21 protein-coding genes and 1 pseudogene are annotated in these 18,713 nt (G+C 33.8%); 12 read left to right on the top strand and 10 right to left on the bottom strand.

Annotated features, from left to right (window positions below):
* The first annotated feature begins 5 nt into the window (after positions 1-5).
* The 10 genes from ACUXEY_RS17095 (at position 6) to scrK (ending at position 8,384) form a co-directional block, all read left to right on the top strand.
* Complete coding sequence (locus tag ACUXEY_RS17095) at positions 6-1,115, top strand: GerAB/ArcD/ProY family transporter (protein ID WP_196472428.1); 1,110 nt, start codon at positions 6-8, stop codon at positions 1,113-1,115.
* A gap of 45 nt (positions 1,116-1,160) precedes the next feature.
* On the top strand, positions 1,161-1,670 hold the full coding sequence (locus tag ACUXEY_RS17090; RefSeq protein WP_429600977.1) for a PCYCGC domain-containing protein: 510 nt from the start codon (positions 1,161-1,163) through the stop codon (positions 1,668-1,670).
* A 120-nt stretch (positions 1,671-1,790) separates the two neighbouring features.
* Positions 1,791-2,039 carry a YhdB family protein gene (locus ACUXEY_RS17085; RefSeq protein ID WP_001195458.1) on the top strand — a complete coding sequence of 83 codons (249 nt, stop codon included), beginning with the start codon at positions 1,791-1,793 and terminating at the stop codon, positions 2,037-2,039.
* A gap of 165 nt (positions 2,040-2,204) precedes the next feature.
* On the top strand, positions 2,205-2,624 hold the full coding sequence (locus ACUXEY_RS17080; protein ID WP_166705036.1) for a disulfide formation protein C: 420 nt from the start codon (positions 2,205-2,207) through the stop codon (positions 2,622-2,624).
* A 12-nt stretch (positions 2,625-2,636) separates the two neighbouring features.
* Positions 2,637-3,056 (top strand): thioredoxin family protein, encoded by a 420-nt coding sequence (locus ACUXEY_RS17075; protein ID WP_166705037.1) that lies wholly within the window; start codon positions 2,637-2,639, stop codon positions 3,054-3,056.
* A 72-nt stretch (positions 3,057-3,128) separates the two neighbouring features.
* A complete protein-coding gene (locus ACUXEY_RS17070; protein WP_196472426.1) occupies positions 3,129-3,344 on the top strand; it encodes a DUF1540 domain-containing protein in 216 nt (71 codons plus the stop codon).
* Positions 3,345-3,461: 117 nt separating this feature from the next.
* Positions 3,462-4,448 carry a LacI family DNA-binding transcriptional regulator gene (locus ACUXEY_RS17065; protein ID WP_166705038.1) on the top strand — a complete coding sequence of 329 codons (987 nt, stop codon included), beginning with the start codon at positions 3,462-3,464 and terminating at the stop codon, positions 4,446-4,448.
* A gap of 128 nt (positions 4,449-4,576) precedes the next feature.
* Positions 4,577-5,956, top strand: a complete 1,380-nt coding sequence (locus ACUXEY_RS17060; protein WP_461301191.1) for a sucrose-specific PTS transporter subunit IIBC — start codon at positions 4,577-4,579, stop codon at positions 5,954-5,956.
* Positions 5,957-5,970: 14 nt separating this feature from the next.
* Positions 5,971-7,446 carry a glycoside hydrolase family 32 protein gene (locus ACUXEY_RS17055; protein ID WP_166705040.1) on the top strand — a complete coding sequence of 492 codons (1,476 nt, stop codon included), beginning with the start codon at positions 5,971-5,973 and terminating at the stop codon, positions 7,444-7,446.
* On the top strand, positions 7,443-8,384 hold the full coding sequence (gene scrK / locus ACUXEY_RS17050) for a fructokinase (RefSeq protein ID WP_166705041.1): 942 nt from the start codon (positions 7,443-7,445) through the stop codon (positions 8,382-8,384). The genes ACUXEY_RS17055 and scrK overlap by 4 nt, the downstream gene beginning before the upstream one ends.
* Positions 8,385-8,396: 12 nt before the next feature.
* Here scrK and ACUXEY_RS17045 read toward each other — a convergent pair whose 3' ends face one another.
* The 3 genes from ACUXEY_RS17045 to ACUXEY_RS17035 form a co-directional block, all read right to left on the bottom strand.
* The gene (locus tag ACUXEY_RS17045; protein ID WP_461301190.1) at positions 8,397-8,648 is read right to left on the bottom strand and encodes a hypothetical protein; all 252 of its coding nucleotides are present in this window, start codon (positions 8,646-8,648) and stop codon (positions 8,397-8,399) included.
* Positions 8,649-8,751: 103 nt separating this feature from the next.
* The gene (locus ACUXEY_RS17040; protein WP_342718236.1) at positions 8,752-9,513 is read right to left on the bottom strand and encodes a L,D-transpeptidase; all 762 of its coding nucleotides are present in this window, start codon (positions 9,511-9,513) and stop codon (positions 8,752-8,754) included.
* A gap of 68 nt (positions 9,514-9,581) precedes the next feature.
* Positions 9,582-10,448, bottom strand: a complete 867-nt coding sequence (locus ACUXEY_RS17035; protein WP_166705043.1) for an SDR family oxidoreductase — start codon at positions 10,446-10,448, stop codon at positions 9,582-9,584.
* A 203-nt stretch (positions 10,449-10,651) separates the two neighbouring features.
* Between ACUXEY_RS17035 and ACUXEY_RS17030 the strand changes: the two genes are divergently transcribed.
* The gene (locus ACUXEY_RS17030; protein WP_000482728.1) at positions 10,652-11,953 is read left to right on the top strand and encodes an NCS2 family permease; all 1,302 of its coding nucleotides are present in this window, start codon (positions 10,652-10,654) and stop codon (positions 11,951-11,953) included.
* 98 nt (positions 11,954-12,051) lie between these two features.
* On the opposite strand, the gene ACUXEY_RS17025 is transcribed toward ACUXEY_RS17030, so the two are convergent.
* From ACUXEY_RS17025 to ACUXEY_RS16995, 7 genes and pseudogenes are all read right to left on the bottom strand, one after another.
* Positions 12,052-12,255, bottom strand: coding sequence for a hypothetical protein (locus ACUXEY_RS17025; RefSeq protein WP_144612976.1), 204 nt, complete (start codon positions 12,253-12,255; stop codon positions 12,052-12,054).
* Positions 12,256-12,287: 32 nt separating this feature from the next.
* Entirely contained in the window at positions 12,288-12,938 is a 651-nt protein-coding gene (locus ACUXEY_RS17020; protein WP_461301189.1) for an ABC transporter ATP-binding protein, read from the bottom strand.
* Positions 12,939-14,170: pseudogene (locus ACUXEY_RS17015) on the bottom strand (ABC transporter permease).
* A gap of 9 nt (positions 14,171-14,179) precedes the next feature.
* The gene (locus tag ACUXEY_RS17010) at positions 14,180-15,253 is read right to left on the bottom strand and encodes an ABC transporter permease (RefSeq protein ID WP_000280233.1); all 1,074 of its coding nucleotides are present in this window, start codon (positions 15,251-15,253) and stop codon (positions 14,180-14,182) included.
* A gap of 87 nt (positions 15,254-15,340) precedes the next feature.
* Entirely contained in the window at positions 15,341-15,736 is a 396-nt protein-coding gene (locus ACUXEY_RS17005; RefSeq protein WP_000676983.1) for a hypothetical protein, read from the bottom strand.
* A gap of 196 nt (positions 15,737-15,932) precedes the next feature.
* Complete coding sequence (locus tag ACUXEY_RS17000; protein WP_429600983.1) at positions 15,933-16,787, bottom strand: patatin-like phospholipase family protein; 855 nt, start codon at positions 16,785-16,787, stop codon at positions 15,933-15,935.
* Positions 16,788-16,915: 128 nt separating this feature from the next.
* Positions 16,916-17,365 (bottom strand): MarR family transcriptional regulator, encoded by a 450-nt coding sequence (locus ACUXEY_RS16995; protein ID WP_376749149.1) that lies wholly within the window; start codon positions 17,363-17,365, stop codon positions 16,916-16,918.
* Between the two features lie 151 nt (positions 17,366-17,516).
* Between ACUXEY_RS16995 and ACUXEY_RS16990 the strand changes: the two genes are divergently transcribed.
* A complete protein-coding gene (locus ACUXEY_RS16990) occupies positions 17,517-18,698 on the top strand; it encodes an MFS transporter (RefSeq protein ID WP_461301188.1) in 1,182 nt (393 codons plus the stop codon).
* The last annotated feature ends 15 nt before the right edge of the window (positions 18,699-18,713 follow it).

Genomic DNA, 18,713 nt, shown 5'->3' with positions numbered 1-18,713 from the left:
AAGCAATGAATACAATGAATAAAACAAAAACTGTCTCTCCATATTTTGCATTTATTTTATTGCATTCTCTCCAAATCGGTATAGGAATTCTCGGATATCAACGTGTAATTTTAAAAAATGCTGGTTATGATGCTTGGATTTCTCTAATCATAGCAGGCATTGCAACTCACATTGTACTGTTTTGCATGCTAAAAATGTTAGAAAAAGATGGAGATTTGATTAGCATTCATACGACGACCTTTGGAAAATGGATGGGTTCTATATTTTCCGTAATTTTTACTCTTTATTGCTTATTATTCTGCCTTACTGTTCTTCGTACATATATGGAAGTAATACAAGTTTGGATTTTCCCTACTATTAAATTATGGAAACTTACCCTTATGTTTTTATTAGTGACTTACTATATTATAAAAGGCGGGTTCCGCTCTGTAACAGGGATATGCTTTTGGGGCATTGTGCTTCCTATTTTCGTTGTGTTCTTTTTAGTTTATCCGCTGAAATATGCACATTTCCGTAATATTTTACCTATTTTTACACATTCACCTTTTGACATGCTCATATCAGCAAAACACTCTGCTTTAGAATTTCTTGGTTTTGAAGCAATCCTAATCTTCTATCCATTTATTGAAAAAGGAAAATCCTTAAAAAGATGGGCCCATGCCGGAACTGCTTTTACTACCTTAATCTACGTGATTTTAGCCATCGTATCTTTTATGTATTACAGCGAGGGGCAATTAAATCACACGATTTGGCCTACTTTAACAATGTTAAAAATTATTAAGGTTCCTTTTATTCAACGCTTTGAATACATTATTATTTTTGTTTGGTTTTTAATTATTTTGCCAAACCTTTGCTTAACCATTTGGTCATCATGTCAAACGATGAAGCGTTCATTCCATATTCCCTTTAAACTCACATTACCATTTTTTATTTTCATGGTTTTTACAGCTTCCTTATTTTTCACAAACCGTGAAAGTATCAATACATTAAATACGGTACTATCTCAAGCTGGTTTATATATTGTATACGCCTATATCCCAATTTTATTTCTATTTCATTCACTACGATGGCGCTTCAAAAATCAGTCGAAAAAATCTTCAACCGATACACCGTAATCTTTGATACAATTTGAGTAATACATTTGTAAAGGGGACAAGCGTATGAAAAAATATGTATTTTCTTTACTTGCAGTACTGAGTTTAATTCTTGCTGGATGCGGAGCTAATAGTACAAATGAAAAAAAATCATCTGAATCAAAGGAAGAACATGAACACGCATCGCATACTCAGCAAGCTGATATTCAAGAAAAAACAAAAGGAGTCGACACACTTCCTACCTTCTTAGACAAGCTTGATCCACAAATGAAAGATATCTACACTGTCGCTGGACAAAATGCAGAACTATTAGATTGGATTCCATGTTACTGCGGTTGTGGTGATAGTGTAGGACATAAAAATAATAAAAACTGCTTTATTCGTGAAATTAAAAAGAACGGTGAAGTTGTTTGGGATTCCCACGCAACGACTTGCGTCAATTGCTTAGAAATCGCAGTTGAATCTGCTTCCATGAAACAAAAAGGAAAATCAACGCTCGAAATTCGTAACTATATCGACAATAAATATAAAGAGGGCTACGGCAAGCCAACACCTACGCCAATGCCAAAAGCTTAAAAACGGGGACATTCCTCGTTTTTTCTTTTCATTCGCTTTTTTTCTTAACAAATTCTTTCAAGTGTATTTCTCCTTGCTTGTCACACACTATATATAACTCCTCAGTAAGGAGGGTACACAGTGCAAACATATAACGACTATGATAAAGCTCTCTATTACACGTATTGCTGTAATTGGGATAAATTACTCGTTCTTATGGTTCAAACGAACGATCAATTATTTTCTAAGCGTATTGAACATTTTTTACACGCTTATCAATACAGTAAAGAACTGCCAGAAGTTGATAAACAATTGCAGCTCCTATTCCAATATATTGACCACGCATCCCAAAAGTCACATATAGAAGAAGTAGAGCAAATTCAAATGTAAAATATAGCGCTATTCTCTTTCGGAGAATGGCGCTTTTTTAAAATATTTATATCAATAAAAGTTTCCCCTTATAAAACTTTTATTGATAAACATATTTTTTCTTTCTTTTCTGTACTACTTCATACTATAATTTAGTATGTAACTATTATAAGAGAGGTATAAAATATGGGACGAGAAAAAAAGCAAGAATATGCTTTACTTACCGCGTGGGGAGCTTCTTTTATTGCTACACTAGGAAGTCTGTACTTTTCCGAAATCATGAAATTTGAACCTTGTGTCCTTTGTTGGTATCAACGTATTTTCATGTATCCATTCGTTTTATGGCTCGGTATCGCTGTAGTAAAAAAAGATTATCGCATCGCAAGTTATTCTTTACCAATCGCAAGTATTGGTGCTTGTATTTCTTTATATCACTATGCAATTCAAAAAGTCGCAGCATTTTCAGCTGCAGGGGCTGCTTGCGGCCGTGTACCATGTACGGGAGAATACATAAACTGGTTTGGTTTTATTACAATCCCGTTTTTAGCACTTATCGGCTTTATTACAATCGCTGTTTGTAGCTTTATTGTCATCAAAAACAAATAAGGAGATGAAAGAATGAAAAAAATGCTTATATTTGGCGGTATTATTATCGTCTTATTTGCGGCAATCTTTGCTGTAACACAAATGGAAAAGAAAAATGCATCGACAAATGAAAAAGATTACTACTCAAATAAAATTTCTCTTGAAGATCTCAATAAAAATATAGAAGATAAAAAAGAACAAACGATTTACTTTTATCAAACCTCTTGCGTTCATTGCCAAAAGATCTCTCCTATTGTCGTACCTTTAGCGAAAGATTTAAATGTTGATATGAAAGTAATTGATATTGAAAATTTAAACGAGCCTTGGGATAAGTATGATATTAAAGGCACACCTACAATTATTCATTTTAAAGATGGTAAAGAAGTAAGCCGTATTAGCGGAGAACAGTCAAAAGAAAAGTTCAAAGAATGGTTTGAACAAACGAAAAAATAACGAGAAAAGGAAACTCCTTCTACACATGAAATGGGCATAAAGTCCCAAACTAATGTATAAGGAGGGGGTTTTATGCCAGAAGTAAGATGCTCTGTTTCCAATTGCTCATTTTGGGGACAAGGTAACTTTTGTCAAGCCAGTGCGATTATCGTTCAGCCAGATGCAGATGAAACGGGTCAAACTGAAAATGAATCGTATACAAATGCAGTTTTAACAAACGAGACGCTAGAAAGTTCTGTAGCAACAAGTGTAGAAACTTGTTGTCATACATTTAAGCCAAGATTTTAACACATATTCCACCTCATATACGTGAGGTGGTTTTTTCTTTTCCCCTTTTTGTTTACGTCCTCTTCAATTCTCCCTATAATAAAATTAATATTTTTATGAATATGAAGGTGAAATAATATGACTAAAACTATTGCAGATATCGCCAAATTGGCTGGAGTTGCAAAAAGCACAGTTTCTCGTTACTTAAACGGTGGATACGTAAGTGATAAAACAAAACTTAAAATTGAAAGTATTATTCAGGAAACAAATTTCTCTCCCAATACATTTGCTCAAAGCTTAAAAGCAAAAACAACAAATTTAATTGGTGTTATTATCCCCCGATTAGACTCCTTCGCTACAATGAAAACTCTTATTGGGATTGATAATACGTTACAGGAAAATAATTATCAAATGCTTGTAGCAAATGCAAATCAAACAATTGAAACTGAAATACAAGCAATGGAAAACTTTATAAAACAAAGGGTAGCTGGCATTATTTTATTAACAAAAACTTTAACAAATAAGCATCAACAAATTATTGCTAATTCAAATATCCCTATTTTATTCGTTGGGCAAGAATATAAAGATCAATATTGCCTCGTTCATGATGATTATGATGCAGCTTATGAGTTAGGAGCATACGTATTATCACAAGGGCATAGAAATATCGCCTATTTAGGAGTAGAAAGAGATGATATTTCTGTTGGTATAAATCGAAAAAACGGTTTTCAAAAAGCCATTGAAAATTTAGAACCAACTTGCAATGTTTGTTATTACGAAACATCTTTCCAAATAGAAGATGCCATGAAACAAGTACAACATATTTTAAGTAATAACCGTCCAACGCTTATCGTATGTGCTACTGATAACATCGCACTTGGGGCAATGAAAGTCATTCACTCCCATTCTCTTTCTGTACCAAATGATATTTCTGTAACAGGATTTGGGGGATATGATATTTCAGAAATGGTACATCCTAGCTTAACGACAATTGCATTTGACTATGAGTATGCTGGAAAGCTTGCTGCCACTTCTCTTTCACAGCTTGTCGAAAATAAAACTATACCAAAAATATTACACTCTCGTTATACATTAAAAATCCAAGAAAGCGTTGACAAAATTTAAAGGCACTCTATAATAAAAATAAAACCGGTTCCACATTAAAAAACAGGATTCTTCACATCAATTCCCTGTTTTTTATTTTAACCGTTCACGGAACCGGTTCCATAAAAATATAGTAAGGGGGAATTTTTATGAATATGAAACAAATTGCAACACAAGTATTACAAAACATCGGTGGAAAGGAAAACATTGTTCGCGCTACGCATTGTGCTACTCGCCTTCGTCTTGTACTAAAAGATGAAACAAAAATAAACGCTTCCGAAATCGAAAACATCGATGAAGTGAAAGGTGCTTTTGCAACGACTGAACAATACCAGATTATTTTTGGAACTGGCATAGTAAACAAAGTATATGATGAGTTTTCTAAACTAATCGGAATAGCTGAACTGGATTCTACAACATCAAATGATATATCTAAGAAAAAAATGAACCCTATCGCTCGCTTAGCAAAGACATTATCTAATATTTTCGTTCCAATTATTCCAGCTATCGTCGCAAGCGGTTTACTTATGGGATTACTCGGAATGTTGAAAGCGTTTAAATTAGTTCCTGGTGATCACTCACTTATCCAATTACTTGATATGTTCTCAAGTGCAGCTTTCATTATTTTACCTATTTTAATTGGGGTTAGTGCCGCTAAAGAATTTGGTGGAAACATTTTCTTAGGTGCAGTTGTTGGTGGTATATTAACTCACCCAAGCTTAACGAATCCTTGGACTCTTTCAAATGCAAAACCCACTGTTTTACATTTTCTTGGTATGAATATTGATATGATTGGCTATCAAGGCACTGTTTTACCAATTCTGTTATGCGTATATGTCATGAGTACAATTGAAAAAGAACTTCGAAAACGCGTTCCGAACTCTTTAGATTTATTAGTTACACCATTCTTAACGATTATTATAACTGGCTTTTTATCACTTATTATTATTGGACCAATTGGATATAAAATTGGTGACGGCATTACGTACCTTTTAAATACAATTTATCAATTTGCAGGACCAGTAGCTGGTCTTATATTCGGTGGGCTATATTCAACAATTGTTCTTACTGGCTTACATCATAGCTTCCATGCTATTGAAGCAGGCTTACTCGCAAATAAAGATATCGGTGTCAATTTCTTACTCCCTATTTGGTCAATGGCGAACGTTGCTCAAGGTGGAGCTACTTTAGCGGTTTATTTCAAAACAAAAAACAAAAAAACGAAAGAAATTGCAATTCCAGCAGCAGCTTCAGCATTTTTAGGAATTACAGAACCAGCTATTTTTGGGGTCAATTTAAAACTTGGTAAACCATTTATTGCAGCAGCTATTGGTGGGGCAATTGGTGGCGCTTACGTTGTTTGGATGCAAGTAGCGACTAATGCATATGGTTTAACAGGTATTCCAATGCTTACAATTGTTGCACCTCTTGGCATAATGAATATGATTCACTATATAATTGGATTCTCTATTGCAATTATCACTGCTTTTGTTGCCACATTCATTTTATATAAAGAAAGTAAACAATAGCGAGGGGAAAACCTATGTCAAAATATAAAACAATATTGCAATCTGATAAAGACGAATTACATTCTTTATATGAAATTGCAAACCAAGATTCATGGAAACCAATTTATCATATCCATCCATCTTTTGGACTAATGAATGATCCTAACGGTGTATCATACTACAATGATGAATATCATGTTTTTTATCAGTGGTATCCATTTGGCCCCATCCATGGAATGAAGCATTGGGGGCATGTGAAATCAAAAGATCTTATTAACTGGGAGCGTATGCCTGTAGCTATCATACCTACTGAAAGCTATGAATCGCACGGTGCATATTCTGGGAGCGCTATCGTAAAAGACGGACTTCTTCACTTACTGTATACAGGAAATATAAAAAAATCTGATAATTCCCGTGATGCAAAACAATGTATGGTAATAATGGATTCTCAATATACGATGACGAAATATAGTAATAATCCTATTATTGATGTGATCCCTGACGGATATACAAAGCATGTGCGTGATCCAAAAGTATGGAAACATAACGATATATACTATATGTTACTCGGTGCACAACGCAAAAATAAAACTGGAACTCTTTTACTATATAAGTCACAAGACCTATACAATTGGAATTTCCAAGGTGAAATTACAACAAACTTAAAAGAATTTGGATTCATGTGGGAATGCCCCGATTACTTCCAATTATCGGGGAAAGATGTACTTCTCTTTTCACCTCAAGGAATTGAAAAAGAAGAAGAAAATTTCCAAAATGTATACAATGTTGTTTATGCTATAGGACATTTCGATATTGAAAATTTACATTTCCATGTTGATTCATATTACGAGGTTGATAAAGGATTCGATTTTTATGCCCCTCAAACTCTAAAAGACTCTACTAGTCGCCGCCTATTGTTTGCTTGGGCAGGATCGAGTGAAATCGCATATCCTTCTGATGATTATATGTGGGCTCATTGTTTAACGCTTCCACGTGAATTAACATTAGAGGACAACATATTAAAACAAAAACCAGTTTCAGAACTAGCAAAACTACGAACAACAAAAAAAGAAATTTCAGGAGATATAAAAGCTGGATTAAATATATTATCAACACTTGATCATAAAGATTCTTATGAATTAATTGTCACTCTCAAAACAGAGAATGCAAACCTATTCGGACTTTCTCTTTTCCATAATGAAGAGGAATGTTTTCCAATTACATTTAATCGGAAAGAAGGTACTATTTCTATAGACAGGAGCAACTTCTGCCATCAATTTGGCGGAGAATATGGTTATGAACGCTATAAAAAAATTAATATTCAAGATACGATAGAACTACAAATATTTGTAGATACAAGCATCGTGGAAATTTTCTTATACGATGGTTCAACAGTCTTTACATCTCGAGTTTTTCCTCGAAAAGACTTGAAACATCATATAGCAATCTTTTCAGATGCAAAACTAAACTTTATCATTACACAATATAAGCTGAAAAGAGGGATTGTATGAGAAATGTCTTTTGTATCGGTGAACTATTAATTGATTTCGTTTGCCGAAATACCAATGTTTCTTTAGTAAACGGTTCAGATTTCGAGAAAAAGGCTGGTGGAGCACCTGCTAACGTTGCTGCTGCTATTACAAAATTAGGTGGACACGCTACATTTATGGGACAAGTAGGAAACGATCCATTTGGTGAATTTCTTGAACAAACTTTACAACATGCACATGTGGACACTTCCATGCTCATCAAGGATAAACAAACCACACTTGCATTCGTATCTATCGACCAAAATGGTGAGCGCGATTTTACCTTTATGCGTGGCGCAGACGGTGAATATCATTTCAATAGCATTGATTTATCAAAAATAAAAATGAATGATTTAATCCATTTTGGTTCAGCGACAGCTTTATTGTCCAGCCCGTTAAAAGACACGTATTTTCAACTTCTACAGCATGCAAGAGAAAGTGGCCAGTTTATTTCTTTTGATCCAAATTACCGAAATGCGCTCATTACAAATACCGAACAATTTATTCAAGATTGCTTAACTTTTATAAAACATGCTCATTTTGTAAAAGTAAGTCAAGAAGAAGCGATTATGCTTTCTAAAGAAAGTGATTTACAACAATCTGCACTCAAATTATTAAATCACGGTGCGAAAGCCGTAGCTATTACACTCGGAAAAGACGGTACTCTTCTTGCAACAAAGGATAAGCAAACGATTGTACCTTCTATCTCTATTCAACAAGTTGATACTACTGGTGCTGGTGATGCTTTCGTTGGAGCGATGTTATACCAAATTGCTAAAAGTGAACAAATGTTTCCTCATAATTTTGAAGATTTAACAACGTTTATCTCCTTTGCAAATAAAGTAGGTGCTCTCACATGTACAAATTACGGAGCCATTTCCTCTCTTCCATCATTAACAGATGTAAAAGCATACGAATAATCGTATGCTTTTTTACATCCCCCTCCAAAAATCATGCATCATAAAAAAGTACACAATAACGAGAATAGCTGTCCCGCATAGGGTAATGCGCCGATATATACTCTTCTCACCTTCTCTTGCTTTCACAAATGCCAAAATAAATCCGAAGAACAATATTAAATCAACATACGGAACATAAAAAGAAAAAACGAGAAATGCATACAAATACACGATAAATAAACAGGTCGTTACTAAGAAAACTTTAAAAGCAAATTCACTTTTCATAATGTAACCGCCCCCTATCTGTACTGTATTATATTCAGCAAAATCCAATAGTTGCAGTTAAACTCAAAGTAGAAATAAGCTACCGTCTATAATACGGTAGCCATTACGGAACATTATATTTCCTTTTATATATATTACTTAAAACCGAAGAAGGAATTTGCTCATAACGAATTTTTTCTCCTGTTTCATCCACAATATACAAATTGTTTCCTATATAATATATTCCATCTTTTCGTTTTGAATACACTGGATATCTTTCATTCGGCAATACCGTTTTCACCTTCGTTAACTGCCCATTTGGTTCTTGCCAATATATATCGGCACGGTCTACTAACGTAAGCACGCCAATTTGCTCTTCCTCTACTTTACGACCATTCCAGCTCACAACTCGGTAACCAAGCTTATTCGCTTCATATTCAGGGCTCGTATGAAAACGGGAAATGATTACTTTTGTTTGTAATTGGACTCGGTCATATAGCCACTGTATATCTCTGTCATGCATACGAATACAACCATTTGATTCCCTACTTCCAATTGTCCATTCTCGATTTGTCCCGTGAATCGCATATTCATTTTTATCTAGTCCAAGCCATCTCGTACCAAGAGGGTTATTCGGTGCACCACCAGCTATTTTTTTTCGATGGTATTCTTTATTTTTATATTTAGTTATAATACAAAAATTACCTTCAGGCGTAGGGGTACGATCTCTTCCAGTTGTTACGGGGAATGTTTTTGTATAATTTCCATTTTCAAAAAAAGATAATTGGTTTGTCGTAAGGTTCACTAATATTAGATGATCTGTATCAGCAAAGGCACTAACCGGTAGGATGAAAAATAATAGTATGACGAAACATAATTTTCTCATCTATCTCTCTCCCCTAGCGCTCACTATAATAAGTGGAATTAACTTTACTTTGCTCTTATAAATGAAAACTATCCATTTACAATAACGCCTCCATTTACATGTATCATCTGCCCAGTAACATAGGATGAATCGCCAGACGCTAAGTATACGTATGCTGGCGCTAATTCATACGGTTGACCAGGCCTTTGCATCGGAACATTGCTCCCGAACTGAGCAACTTTTTTCTCATCAAAGCTTGATGGAATAAGTGGTGTCCAAATTGGCCCGGGCGCAACACCATTTACACGAATCCCTTTCTGCACTAACGATTGGGAAAGTGACCTTGTAAAAGCTACGATTGCTCCTTTCGTTGCCGAGTAATCAATTAAAGTTTCATTTCCTTCATACGCAACGATAGACGCCGTATTTATAATAACATCCCCTTGCTTTAAATGAGAAAGTGCTGCTTTCGTAACGTGAAAATAAGAAAAAATATTAATACGAAAAGTCTTTTCTAACTGTTCTGCTGTAATATATTCTAGCCCTTGCTGCGGATATTGCTGCGCGACATTATTTACTAAAACATTTACACTACCTAGTTGCTTGACGGTCTCTTCTACAATATTTTTACACTGCTGTTCATCACTTAAATCACCTGGTAACAACACACACTTTACACCTTCTTGTTCTACACGTTGCTTCGTCTCATTTGCATCTCCATCTTCATCTAAATACGCAATCGCAATATTCGCTCCCTCTTTCGCAAAAGCGATAGAAACAGCACGTCCAATTCCACTATCTCCCCCTGTAATTAATACATTCTTTCCTTTTAATTTTTCGCTTCCTTTATAGTTTGGATCTTCAAACTGCGGTAGAGGGTTCATTAACGATTCAATACCTGGTTGTTTATTTTGATGTTGCGCTGGCATTGTTACAAAGTTTTTTTGCTGCGGCATAGCTTCTTTCAACTCCTTTTCCTTATAATATGCGCACAATAAAAACTGAAATTCACACGTCACTTTACGATTAATATTCGAATTTAAGACACAAAATATGAATTATTGTAAACTTTTTATGCAAAACTATTGCAAAATAGTTAAAAAACGAATATTATATATAACTGTTGTGAAAATTATTCGTAAACAGAAAGGATGTTTATATGTTTAACCTTTCAAAACATAAAACTTCTATTAAAACTGAAATTATGGCAGGTATTATTACCTTCTTAACAATGGCATATATCATTGTCGTAAACCCTGTCATCCTTGGGGATGCAGGAGTTCCATTTGAACAAGCATTTACAGCAACAATTATCGCTGCTGTTGTCGGAACATTATTTATGGCAATCTTTACAAATTTACCAATCGCAATTGCACCAGGTATGGGATTAAATGCTTACTTCTCTTACTCTGTTGTAAAAGCTCATGAAGGCATGACTTTCGCAATTGCATTCTCTGCTGTATTCGTAGCAGGTATGATTTTAATTTTGTTATCATTCACATCTTTCCGTACAAAATTAATGGAAGCAATTCCTGAAAACTTAAAACATGCAATTACTGCTGGTATCGGTCTTTTCATCGCCTTTATCGGTTTACGTTTAACAGGTATCGTTACAAAAAATGAAGCAAACTTAGTTGGACTTGGTGATCTTCACTCTGCTCCAGTACTACTAGCATTAGCTGGACTTGGAATTACAATCGTCCTTATGTCTTTAAATGTAAATGGCGCACTATTTATTGGCATGCTATTAACTGGTATTATTGCTTTCTTCACAGGACAATTAACATTTTCAAACGGTGTTACATCAATGCCTGGATTACCAGAAGGAATTATCGTTTCAAATCCAATTACTGCTGTATCTGATGTAATTAACTACGGATTATACGGCGTTGTATTTTCATTCTTCCTTGTTACATTATTCGATACAACAGGTACATTACTTGGTGTAGCTCAACAAGGTGGATTTATGAAAGACGGAAAACTTCCAAAAGCTGGACGAGCTCTTCTATCTGACTCATTCTCAGCAACAATCGGTTCTATGTTCGGAACAACACCATCAACAGCTTACATTGAATCATCTGCTGGTGTTGCAGCTGGTGGTCGTACTGGTTTAACAACTGTTACAGTAGCTGTTCTATTCGCACTAGCAGCATTCTTCGGACCATTAGTAAGTGCCGTTTCTGGTGTATCAGCTATTACTGCACCATCATTAATTATCGTTGGTAGTCTTATGATGGGATCAGTTCGCCACATCGATTGGGACGCATTTGATGAAGCATTCCCAGCATTCTTAGTAATCTTAAGCATGCCACTTACATCAAGTATCGCAACAGGTATCGCACTTGGATTTATTTCATACCCACTTATGAAAGTGGCAAAAGGTAAATTCCGTGCTGTTCACCCACTTGTGTATGTATTCGGAATCTTGTTCGCTTATCAATTGATTTTCTTACCACATTAAAATCCCTCATAAAGAGGGATTTTTTATTTATAAAAGAAAAGTAGAGCATCGAAATTAGATGCTCTACTTTTCTTTTATAACAATCATACGAATTACTTTTAACACTTCTCATTTACTTGTAATTCTTTACTATACTTTTGAATCAAAACGGATGAAACAACCATTACCATCCCTACACTCAACCCAATAAGCTGATCCAATAGCATTTCATCATGAATAAACCAGCGCAGTAAAAATACACCACCAAAGATAAGCAACATAGTAAATCCAGTATGTCTAAGCCCTTTATATACATTTTCCATATGTATCACCTCTTCACATACTTTTATCCATATTATACCATACATCCATCAAGCATACGTATTGTCCTCTGGCAGCATGCAGCTACCTTTTGATCGTGTGTTACAACTAGCACCGTTTTCCCTTGTTTATGAATCTCTTTTAAGATGCTCATAATTTTCTTTCCGTTTTCTTGATCAAGAGCACCCGTTGGTTCATCAGCGAGGATAATTTTAGTATCTTGTGCTAAAGCCCTTGCTATTGCTGTTCTTTGCTGTTCTCCACCTGATAACTCGTAAGGATATTTGTTAATATGCCTCTCAATCCCTACCATTTTCAGCATTTCTTTTGAAATTTGCATACGTTTCTTATGAGAAATTCTTCTATATACAAGCGGAAGCATTACATTTTCAACAACTGTATAATCATCTAATAGCGAAAAGTTCTGAAACACAAATCCCACTTCCGTATTTCTATACTTATGATAGTTTGCCTTTAATGTACTTGTATCCATTCCATCTAAAAAATACTTTCCAGTAGAGGGGCTATCAATTAAGCCAATAATGTTAAGAAGAGTAGATTTCCCTGAACCAGAGGGGCCCATAATAGCTATCATTTCGCCTTGTTCTATTGTAAGATTAATATCTTTTAAAGCACTAAAATTACTATGTCCAAAGCACTTCGCTACATTTTCAAGCCTAATCATCTATAACACCTCTTTCATATATATTTTTTTATTTTTAATACAGTGAAATAAATGATTGCATATATAATGAAGATCATTATAATTGATAAAGCACCTATAACAACCAATGATTCTATAGAGACTTTTAACGTTCCAAAGAAAGATACTATACTATTTTCTAGCCCTTTCTGAATTTCAATTACTCCGCTATTCTCCCATTGAAAATACATTATTCCTAAACATATCGATAAAACGAATAGCAACATATACTCAATAATAAATGGAAGACATATTTGAAAAGTGCTTGCACCTAACGCTGATTTAATAGAAATATTTTTACACTCCATATAAAGTGCTGCCATTGATGTTAATACGATAGATAGAAATGAAAAAAATAAGACTGTACCGCTTAATAATAAGGGGTATGACATATTATCAATACCTTGTTTTTCATTTTCTAACAATTTATTCGGATTTGTAACATAATACGAATAACCCTTACCTTCTGTTACCTTTAATACTTTCTTTTGAAATTCATTTATATTTATCTTCTCATTTGTTTCTATAATTAACCCATTGTATAAAAGTTCTGCACTATAGAACTCTATTTCTTCTGTTCCAATTGGTAAAATCGCCATGTCATCTAATAATGTAATACGATTATCCGATATTTCACCGCTTCGAGGATATGTGAATGGTGAATTTTTTTCTAAAAAGCCAATTACTTTTAGCTTCATTTTTCCAGATGGTATAACATCACCAATAGATACCTTACCTATATAATTAGCCCCTAATATAACAGGTCTAATATCAAATACTGATTTATGAAATTCCGATTCCTCAAAATATCTTCCTTGTGAAATTCGTATATGAAAGTACTTATTAATATCTTTATCAACAATAAGAGTCTTTATCGTTCCATTTTCTTCTTTTAAACTAAGTGAATAGTTACGGAACAAATAATTTGTTTTATTTGTTATTGGTATCGTATTAGATAACCCTTGCATGAAATGTTGATAATCATTTTTCGCTTTTTCTTCGCTAAACAATGTTATATCTTGCGTCGCATAAAGTTCATAGAAATTTTTATGAGTCGATAAATTATTTGCTATCGTCATCATTTTTCGATATCCGGAAAGATTACTAACAAATTCTATTGCTGAAGAAAATGCAATAATTAAAGAAATTACTATAATCAAACTTGGTAACAACCGTTTTTTCACAGACCGTATAGAATCAAATATAAAAAACATGAAGACCTCCTACGTTCTTAAATGTTTTCCGGGATATATATTTATAATGTGCTTGATTGGAATTACAGTAACACAAATTGTAAGAAGAATTATAAAAACAACATTGCATATCAATACATATAGTGTTAACGGTTTTACTAAGTATGTCTGAAAATAAGTATGAATTGTTCCCGAAAACATTTCTAACGTAATAAAAACTAAGAACATCGCTACTAGAGAAATAAACAAAATTTGAATATATAGTTCGCAGTAAATAGATATATTAGAAGCACCTACTGCTTTTTTTAATGAAATCTCTTTTTCTTTTTTATAAATCCAAAATAAAACCGCAGAAATGCCAGAAACAATTGCAACAAGAATGAATTTATAGTAATACTTATTTGCTGGATCTACATGTGTCACATCTAGTTCCTGAAGATTTCGTTCATTCAGTATTTGAACATCTCCCGAAAGCACTTCTTTACTCCTACCCATAAACTTTTTTATTTCGTTATGAATAGATGATGTAGGATTAACAACTGTTAATTGTAATTGTTTACTCGCGATAATACCTTTTTTAGATATAGTAGGTAAGTTTTGAAGTGGAACGTATATGCCTGCTACACCGACGTCACTGTCCTTTCTTGATATAGTTCCTATTTTTTTATATGTATCATCAAATTCATATAACTCCTCTACATTCGTTTGATCGCCAACAACCATATCGTTTACATTTTCACGATGAAAATATTGTCCTTCAGAAATATATGGCTTCCAATAATAATCATCTTTTAAGTTCACAGCTATGATCTTTGTTGCCCCTGAACTATTCAATGCTTTTAAATTTTCTACGTAAATATCACTTTTCACAAAAGTATCTTGTATGAGGGGAATTATCGTTTCCAATTCGGTTTCATTCGCTATCGGAACAGTTAACGTTTGATTCTTTTCTGGAAAACCAATTTGAAAGGCAGCTATAAAATTTCGTTTAGACTCTGTTAAAAGCGCGGCTACTGATATAGAAAGAAAAGAAATAAAAAATGACATAAGAAGAATTAAGAAAAACAGTTTATTACTTTTTATATTTTTAAAAGCTAGGTACATGTCTGTGCTCCTTTTAAATAAGAAGGAGATGATGAACATCCCCTTCTCCTTATCCAAATATTTATAAAGACAACTGTTTAATATTTTTTACCACTGTAATCGTAAGTTACCATTACTATCAAAAGTACCTTTGTGTGTATCTTCTTGATAGTCATTATTCTCATTCGCATAATGCTCCGAGTATAGTCCTTTTGCACCAAAAGCGTTATATGCACCATTACTCACAGTTGCGTTTAATGCTCTTCCAGATTCATGGGATCCTAATTTGTCTGAAGCGCTTTCAATATATGAATTATTTCCATTTGATTTAATAAAAGAAATTGCTACTGAACAACGAGATGCATTTTGATTCGTAGTAGTTTGAGCTCTGTAAGATAGTAGGTTACCGCTTTTGTGACCGCTTAGAGTTGGATAGAATGCACTTGTTGAGATTGATGTTGCTAATAATACTAAAGTCGTAATTGAAAAAACTTTTCCTTTCATTAACAATCACCTCATAAATTTAATAGTTTAGTAGCGCTACATCATCATAATATCCTTCAAATAAATTCTCCTCAATAAGAACCCTCGATGTTTTACAAACTCTTTAAACACTTAAACATTCATACATTTTTAAAAAGTAACGTATAAGTAGCAATATAAAAAGACTGCGGAGAAATTCTTCTCCGCAGCCCCATACTTAATTTTGCAAGAACGACTGTAAATCTGCAAACTGTCTCTTTGCATCTTCATAGCCTTGTTCATATAAATTTTGTAGTTTTGCTGTATCTTTTTCCATACGATCTACTTGAAGCTGTACTTCTGGACGAATAACAAATAAGTTCCCAGCTTGCTCTTCTTTTTCAATGTAGTGAAGTGTTTCATTATACACTTCATAACGATTCAACATCGTATTAACAAGGTTCGGATATTTTTTATAAGCTTTCGCTGCCACCCATCCAAACTTTGATTTTTTCTTAGCATAACCATGATTTCTCGTTAAAATAACGACTGATTTTTTAAATCCATCTTCCTGTGCTTTACGAACTGGAATCGGATCAGAAATCCCGCCATCTAATAACTGCTTACCACGGTAATTTACTACAGGTGCAATGAAAGGCAATGAACTAGATGCTTGTAATAAATTTAGTGCATCATCATTTGTTCCCTCTTTTTCAAAATAAACAGACTGTCCTGTTTCACAATCTGTTGTGCCTACAAGGAAACGCTCTGGACTATTAAAATATGTTTCAAAGTCAAACGGCACATGCTTTTCTGGAATTTCATGAAAAATGAAATCCATATCAAATAATTGACGCTTTTTCCATAAATTTTTATACGATAAATATTGCGGGTGTGATGCATAATCAATATTTACTGTTTTATTTCTATTTCTTTGTCTGGAAAGATACGACGCTGCATGACAAGCACCAGCTGATACACCGATTACATATGGAAAATATAAATCTTGTTCCATAAAGTATTCTAATATCCCACCCGTATATACACCACGCATACCGCCGCCTTCTAATACTAACCCCGTATTTTCAAGCATGTTATTCTCTCCTCTTTATATATTGACTCTTTAATTATTCACCATGTTAAGTATCTGTTTCTATTATATATGAGTTCTTTTAGAAATTATATTCAAAAGACTTGAAATAAAGGAGTTTTTTCTTCCAATTATATTTCCAAATGTTTGGAGACATCCTTTATAAACCTTTGAATAAAATCTTGCTCTTCTTTCGTATATCCATCTAAAAGTAACAGCCATTTTTCTTCAGCTTGTTTATGCAATTTATCATGAGCTTTATATATTTCATTTCCGCTTTCCGTTAAACGGAAGAATATTTCTTTTTGATTATCTAACATTTGCATCTTCTCAACGAATTGCTTTTGAAACAACTTTGTACAAATTTTAGAGATTGCACCCTTCGTCATTCCCATTTCTGTCGTAATAGCAGTTACATTCATCAAACCATTTTTCCCGATACACTCGATCACATGTAACTCAGATAAAGACATACCACTTATACCTGTCTCACGAAGAAACTTCTCATTTTGCCCTTTCAAATGTTCTTCTTTTTTATGCAAAAGTGTACGAATGTCTGAAAGTATTTCCATTTGTTTCATTGTACGTTCCAATCCGTTCGCCCCCTAAGTTTCCACAGAAACAATTCAACTATATACCATTTTAAAATCATTTTTTCATATTTACAAGTGAGAAAAACATGTTAAAATAAATTTAGTTTCCAAGGAAACTAAATAATGAGGAGGTTACATAATGAAAAAATCAAAAATACATTTCATTTTATATGTTGTCTGTATGAGTGCCTTACTCGGTTCCTTCGCTCAAAATATTTACACACCTATCTTGCCTATGATTCAAAGTTCTTTTCACACTTCTCTTTATCTTATAAATTTAACAGTTTCACTTTTCACATTCGTTCTTGCGATTATGCAGCTCATATATGGACCTTTAATTGATACAAAAGGGAGAAAATCTGTCCTTATCCCTAGTTTAATCATTAGTACAATCGGTTCAATCGGATGTGCTTTTTCAGCAAACATATATGTATTTCTATTTTTCAGAGCTGTTCAAGCTATAGGAATAGCAGCTATACCTGTAGTAGCAGCAACGATTATCGGTGATTTATTTGAAGGAAAAGAACGCGGAGAAGCAATGAGCCTGTATCAAATGTTACTTGCGCTCGCTCCTGCGATTGGCCCTCTCATAGGTGGTTATCTCAGCAGTATAAATGGCCACGTATCCGTATTTCTCTTTTTATCTATACTTGGCATTCTCTTATTAATGATAAACATTTCACTACTTCCAGAAACAAAAACAACTGTAATTAAACAACCGCAAGCAAAAAAGAATTACTGGTTTATCTTAAAAAATAAAACTGGATTTTCTATTACTCTTATTGGCTTTATTCAATTTTGTATTTACTTTTGCTTCCTCGTTTTTTTACCGAGCATTTTAACAAATTTATTTCACTTAACTGCAAGTAAAATTGGTCTTATATTTGTACCAATGTCCCTTTCTATTATGTTAGGAAGTTATTGCTACAAACTTTTGCAAAAACGCCTCGCAACAAAGCAAGCTTTATTCATTACTAGTTTCTTCAATATTATATGTGTCACTTTATTCTCTTTTACATATAACATCAATATCCCATTCATCATTACCGTTACATCTTTATACGGTTTTAGTATGGGACTTTCTATGCCAACTCACACTACTTTATTAACAGAAGAATTCGTACAAGAGCGTGCAACTGCTATCGGTATGTACAACTTCATCCGCTATCTCGGTATGGGCACAGGGCCACTTGTAGGTGGATTTCTATTATTTAATCAAAATTACTTTTGGATTTTCTTCCTAGGTGCAATTACATTTCTATTTATCATTTTATGCGCAATGAAAATGATACGTTTTCAAGCTGTACAAAAAGCAGAATAGAGACCTACAAATGGT

Source organism: Bacillus sp. F9_6S_D1_P_5, assembly GCF_054823925.1.
This window is presented reverse-complemented; position numbering and strand designations above follow the sequence as displayed.

What these genes read in the sequence shown, in the direction of transcription:
- ACUXEY_RS17010 (WP_000280233.1), bottom strand. Translation starts at nt 15,253, where the DNA reads ATGTACCTAGCTTTTAAAAATATAAAAAGTAATAAACTGTTTTTCTTA.
- ACUXEY_RS16990 (WP_461301188.1), top strand. Translation starts at nt 17,517, where the DNA reads ATGAAAAAATCAAAAATACATTTCATTTTATATGTTGTCTGTATGAGT.
- ACUXEY_RS17025 (WP_144612976.1), bottom strand. Translation starts at nt 12,255, where the DNA reads ATGGAAAATGTATATAAAGGGCTTAGACATACTGGATTTACTATGTTG.
- ACUXEY_RS17060 (WP_461301191.1), top strand. Translation starts at nt 4,577, where the DNA reads ATGAATATGAAACAAATTGCAACACAAGTATTACAAAACATCGGTGGA.
- ACUXEY_RS17070 (WP_196472426.1), top strand. Translation starts at nt 3,129, where the DNA reads ATGCCAGAAGTAAGATGCTCTGTTTCCAATTGCTCATTTTGGGGACAA.
- ACUXEY_RS17005 (WP_000676983.1), bottom strand. Translation starts at nt 15,736, where the DNA reads ATGAAAGGAAAAGTTTTTTCAATTACGACTTTAGTATTATTAGCAACA.
- ACUXEY_RS17020 (WP_461301189.1), bottom strand. Translation starts at nt 12,938, where the DNA reads ATGATTAGGCTTGAAAATGTAGCGAAGTGCTTTGGACATAGTAATTTT.
- ACUXEY_RS17040 (WP_342718236.1), bottom strand. Translation starts at nt 9,513, where the DNA reads ATGAGAAAATTATGTTTCGTCATACTATTATTTTTCATCCTACCGGTT.
- ACUXEY_RS17080 (WP_166705036.1), top strand. Translation starts at nt 2,205, where the DNA reads ATGGGACGAGAAAAAAAGCAAGAATATGCTTTACTTACCGCGTGGGGA.
- ACUXEY_RS16995 (WP_376749149.1), bottom strand. Translation starts at nt 17,365, where the DNA reads ATGAAACAAATGGAAATACTTTCAGACATTCGTACACTTTTGCATAAA.
- ACUXEY_RS17045 (WP_461301190.1), bottom strand. Translation starts at nt 8,648, where the DNA reads ATGAAAAGTGAATTTGCTTTTAAAGTTTTCTTAGTAACGACCTGTTTA.
- scrK (WP_166705041.1), top strand. Translation starts at nt 7,443, where the DNA reads ATGAGAAATGTCTTTTGTATCGGTGAACTATTAATTGATTTCGTTTGC.
- ACUXEY_RS17065 (WP_166705038.1), top strand. Translation starts at nt 3,462, where the DNA reads ATGACTAAAACTATTGCAGATATCGCCAAATTGGCTGGAGTTGCAAAA.
- ACUXEY_RS17055 (WP_166705040.1), top strand. Translation starts at nt 5,971, where the DNA reads ATGTCAAAATATAAAACAATATTGCAATCTGATAAAGACGAATTACAT.
- ACUXEY_RS17090 (WP_429600977.1), top strand. Translation starts at nt 1,161, where the DNA reads ATGAAAAAATATGTATTTTCTTTACTTGCAGTACTGAGTTTAATTCTT.
- ACUXEY_RS17095 (WP_196472428.1), top strand. Translation starts at nt 6, where the DNA reads ATGAATACAATGAATAAAACAAAAACTGTCTCTCCATATTTTGCATTT.
- ACUXEY_RS17035 (WP_166705043.1), bottom strand. Translation starts at nt 10,448, where the DNA reads ATGCCGCAGCAAAAAAACTTTGTAACAATGCCAGCGCAACATCAAAAT.
- ACUXEY_RS17075 (WP_166705037.1), top strand. Translation starts at nt 2,637, where the DNA reads ATGAAAAAAATGCTTATATTTGGCGGTATTATTATCGTCTTATTTGCG.
- ACUXEY_RS17030 (WP_000482728.1), top strand. Translation starts at nt 10,652, where the DNA reads ATGTTTAACCTTTCAAAACATAAAACTTCTATTAAAACTGAAATTATG.
- ACUXEY_RS17000 (WP_429600983.1), bottom strand. Translation starts at nt 16,787, where the DNA reads ATGCTTGAAAATACGGGGTTAGTATTAGAAGGCGGCGGTATGCGTGGT.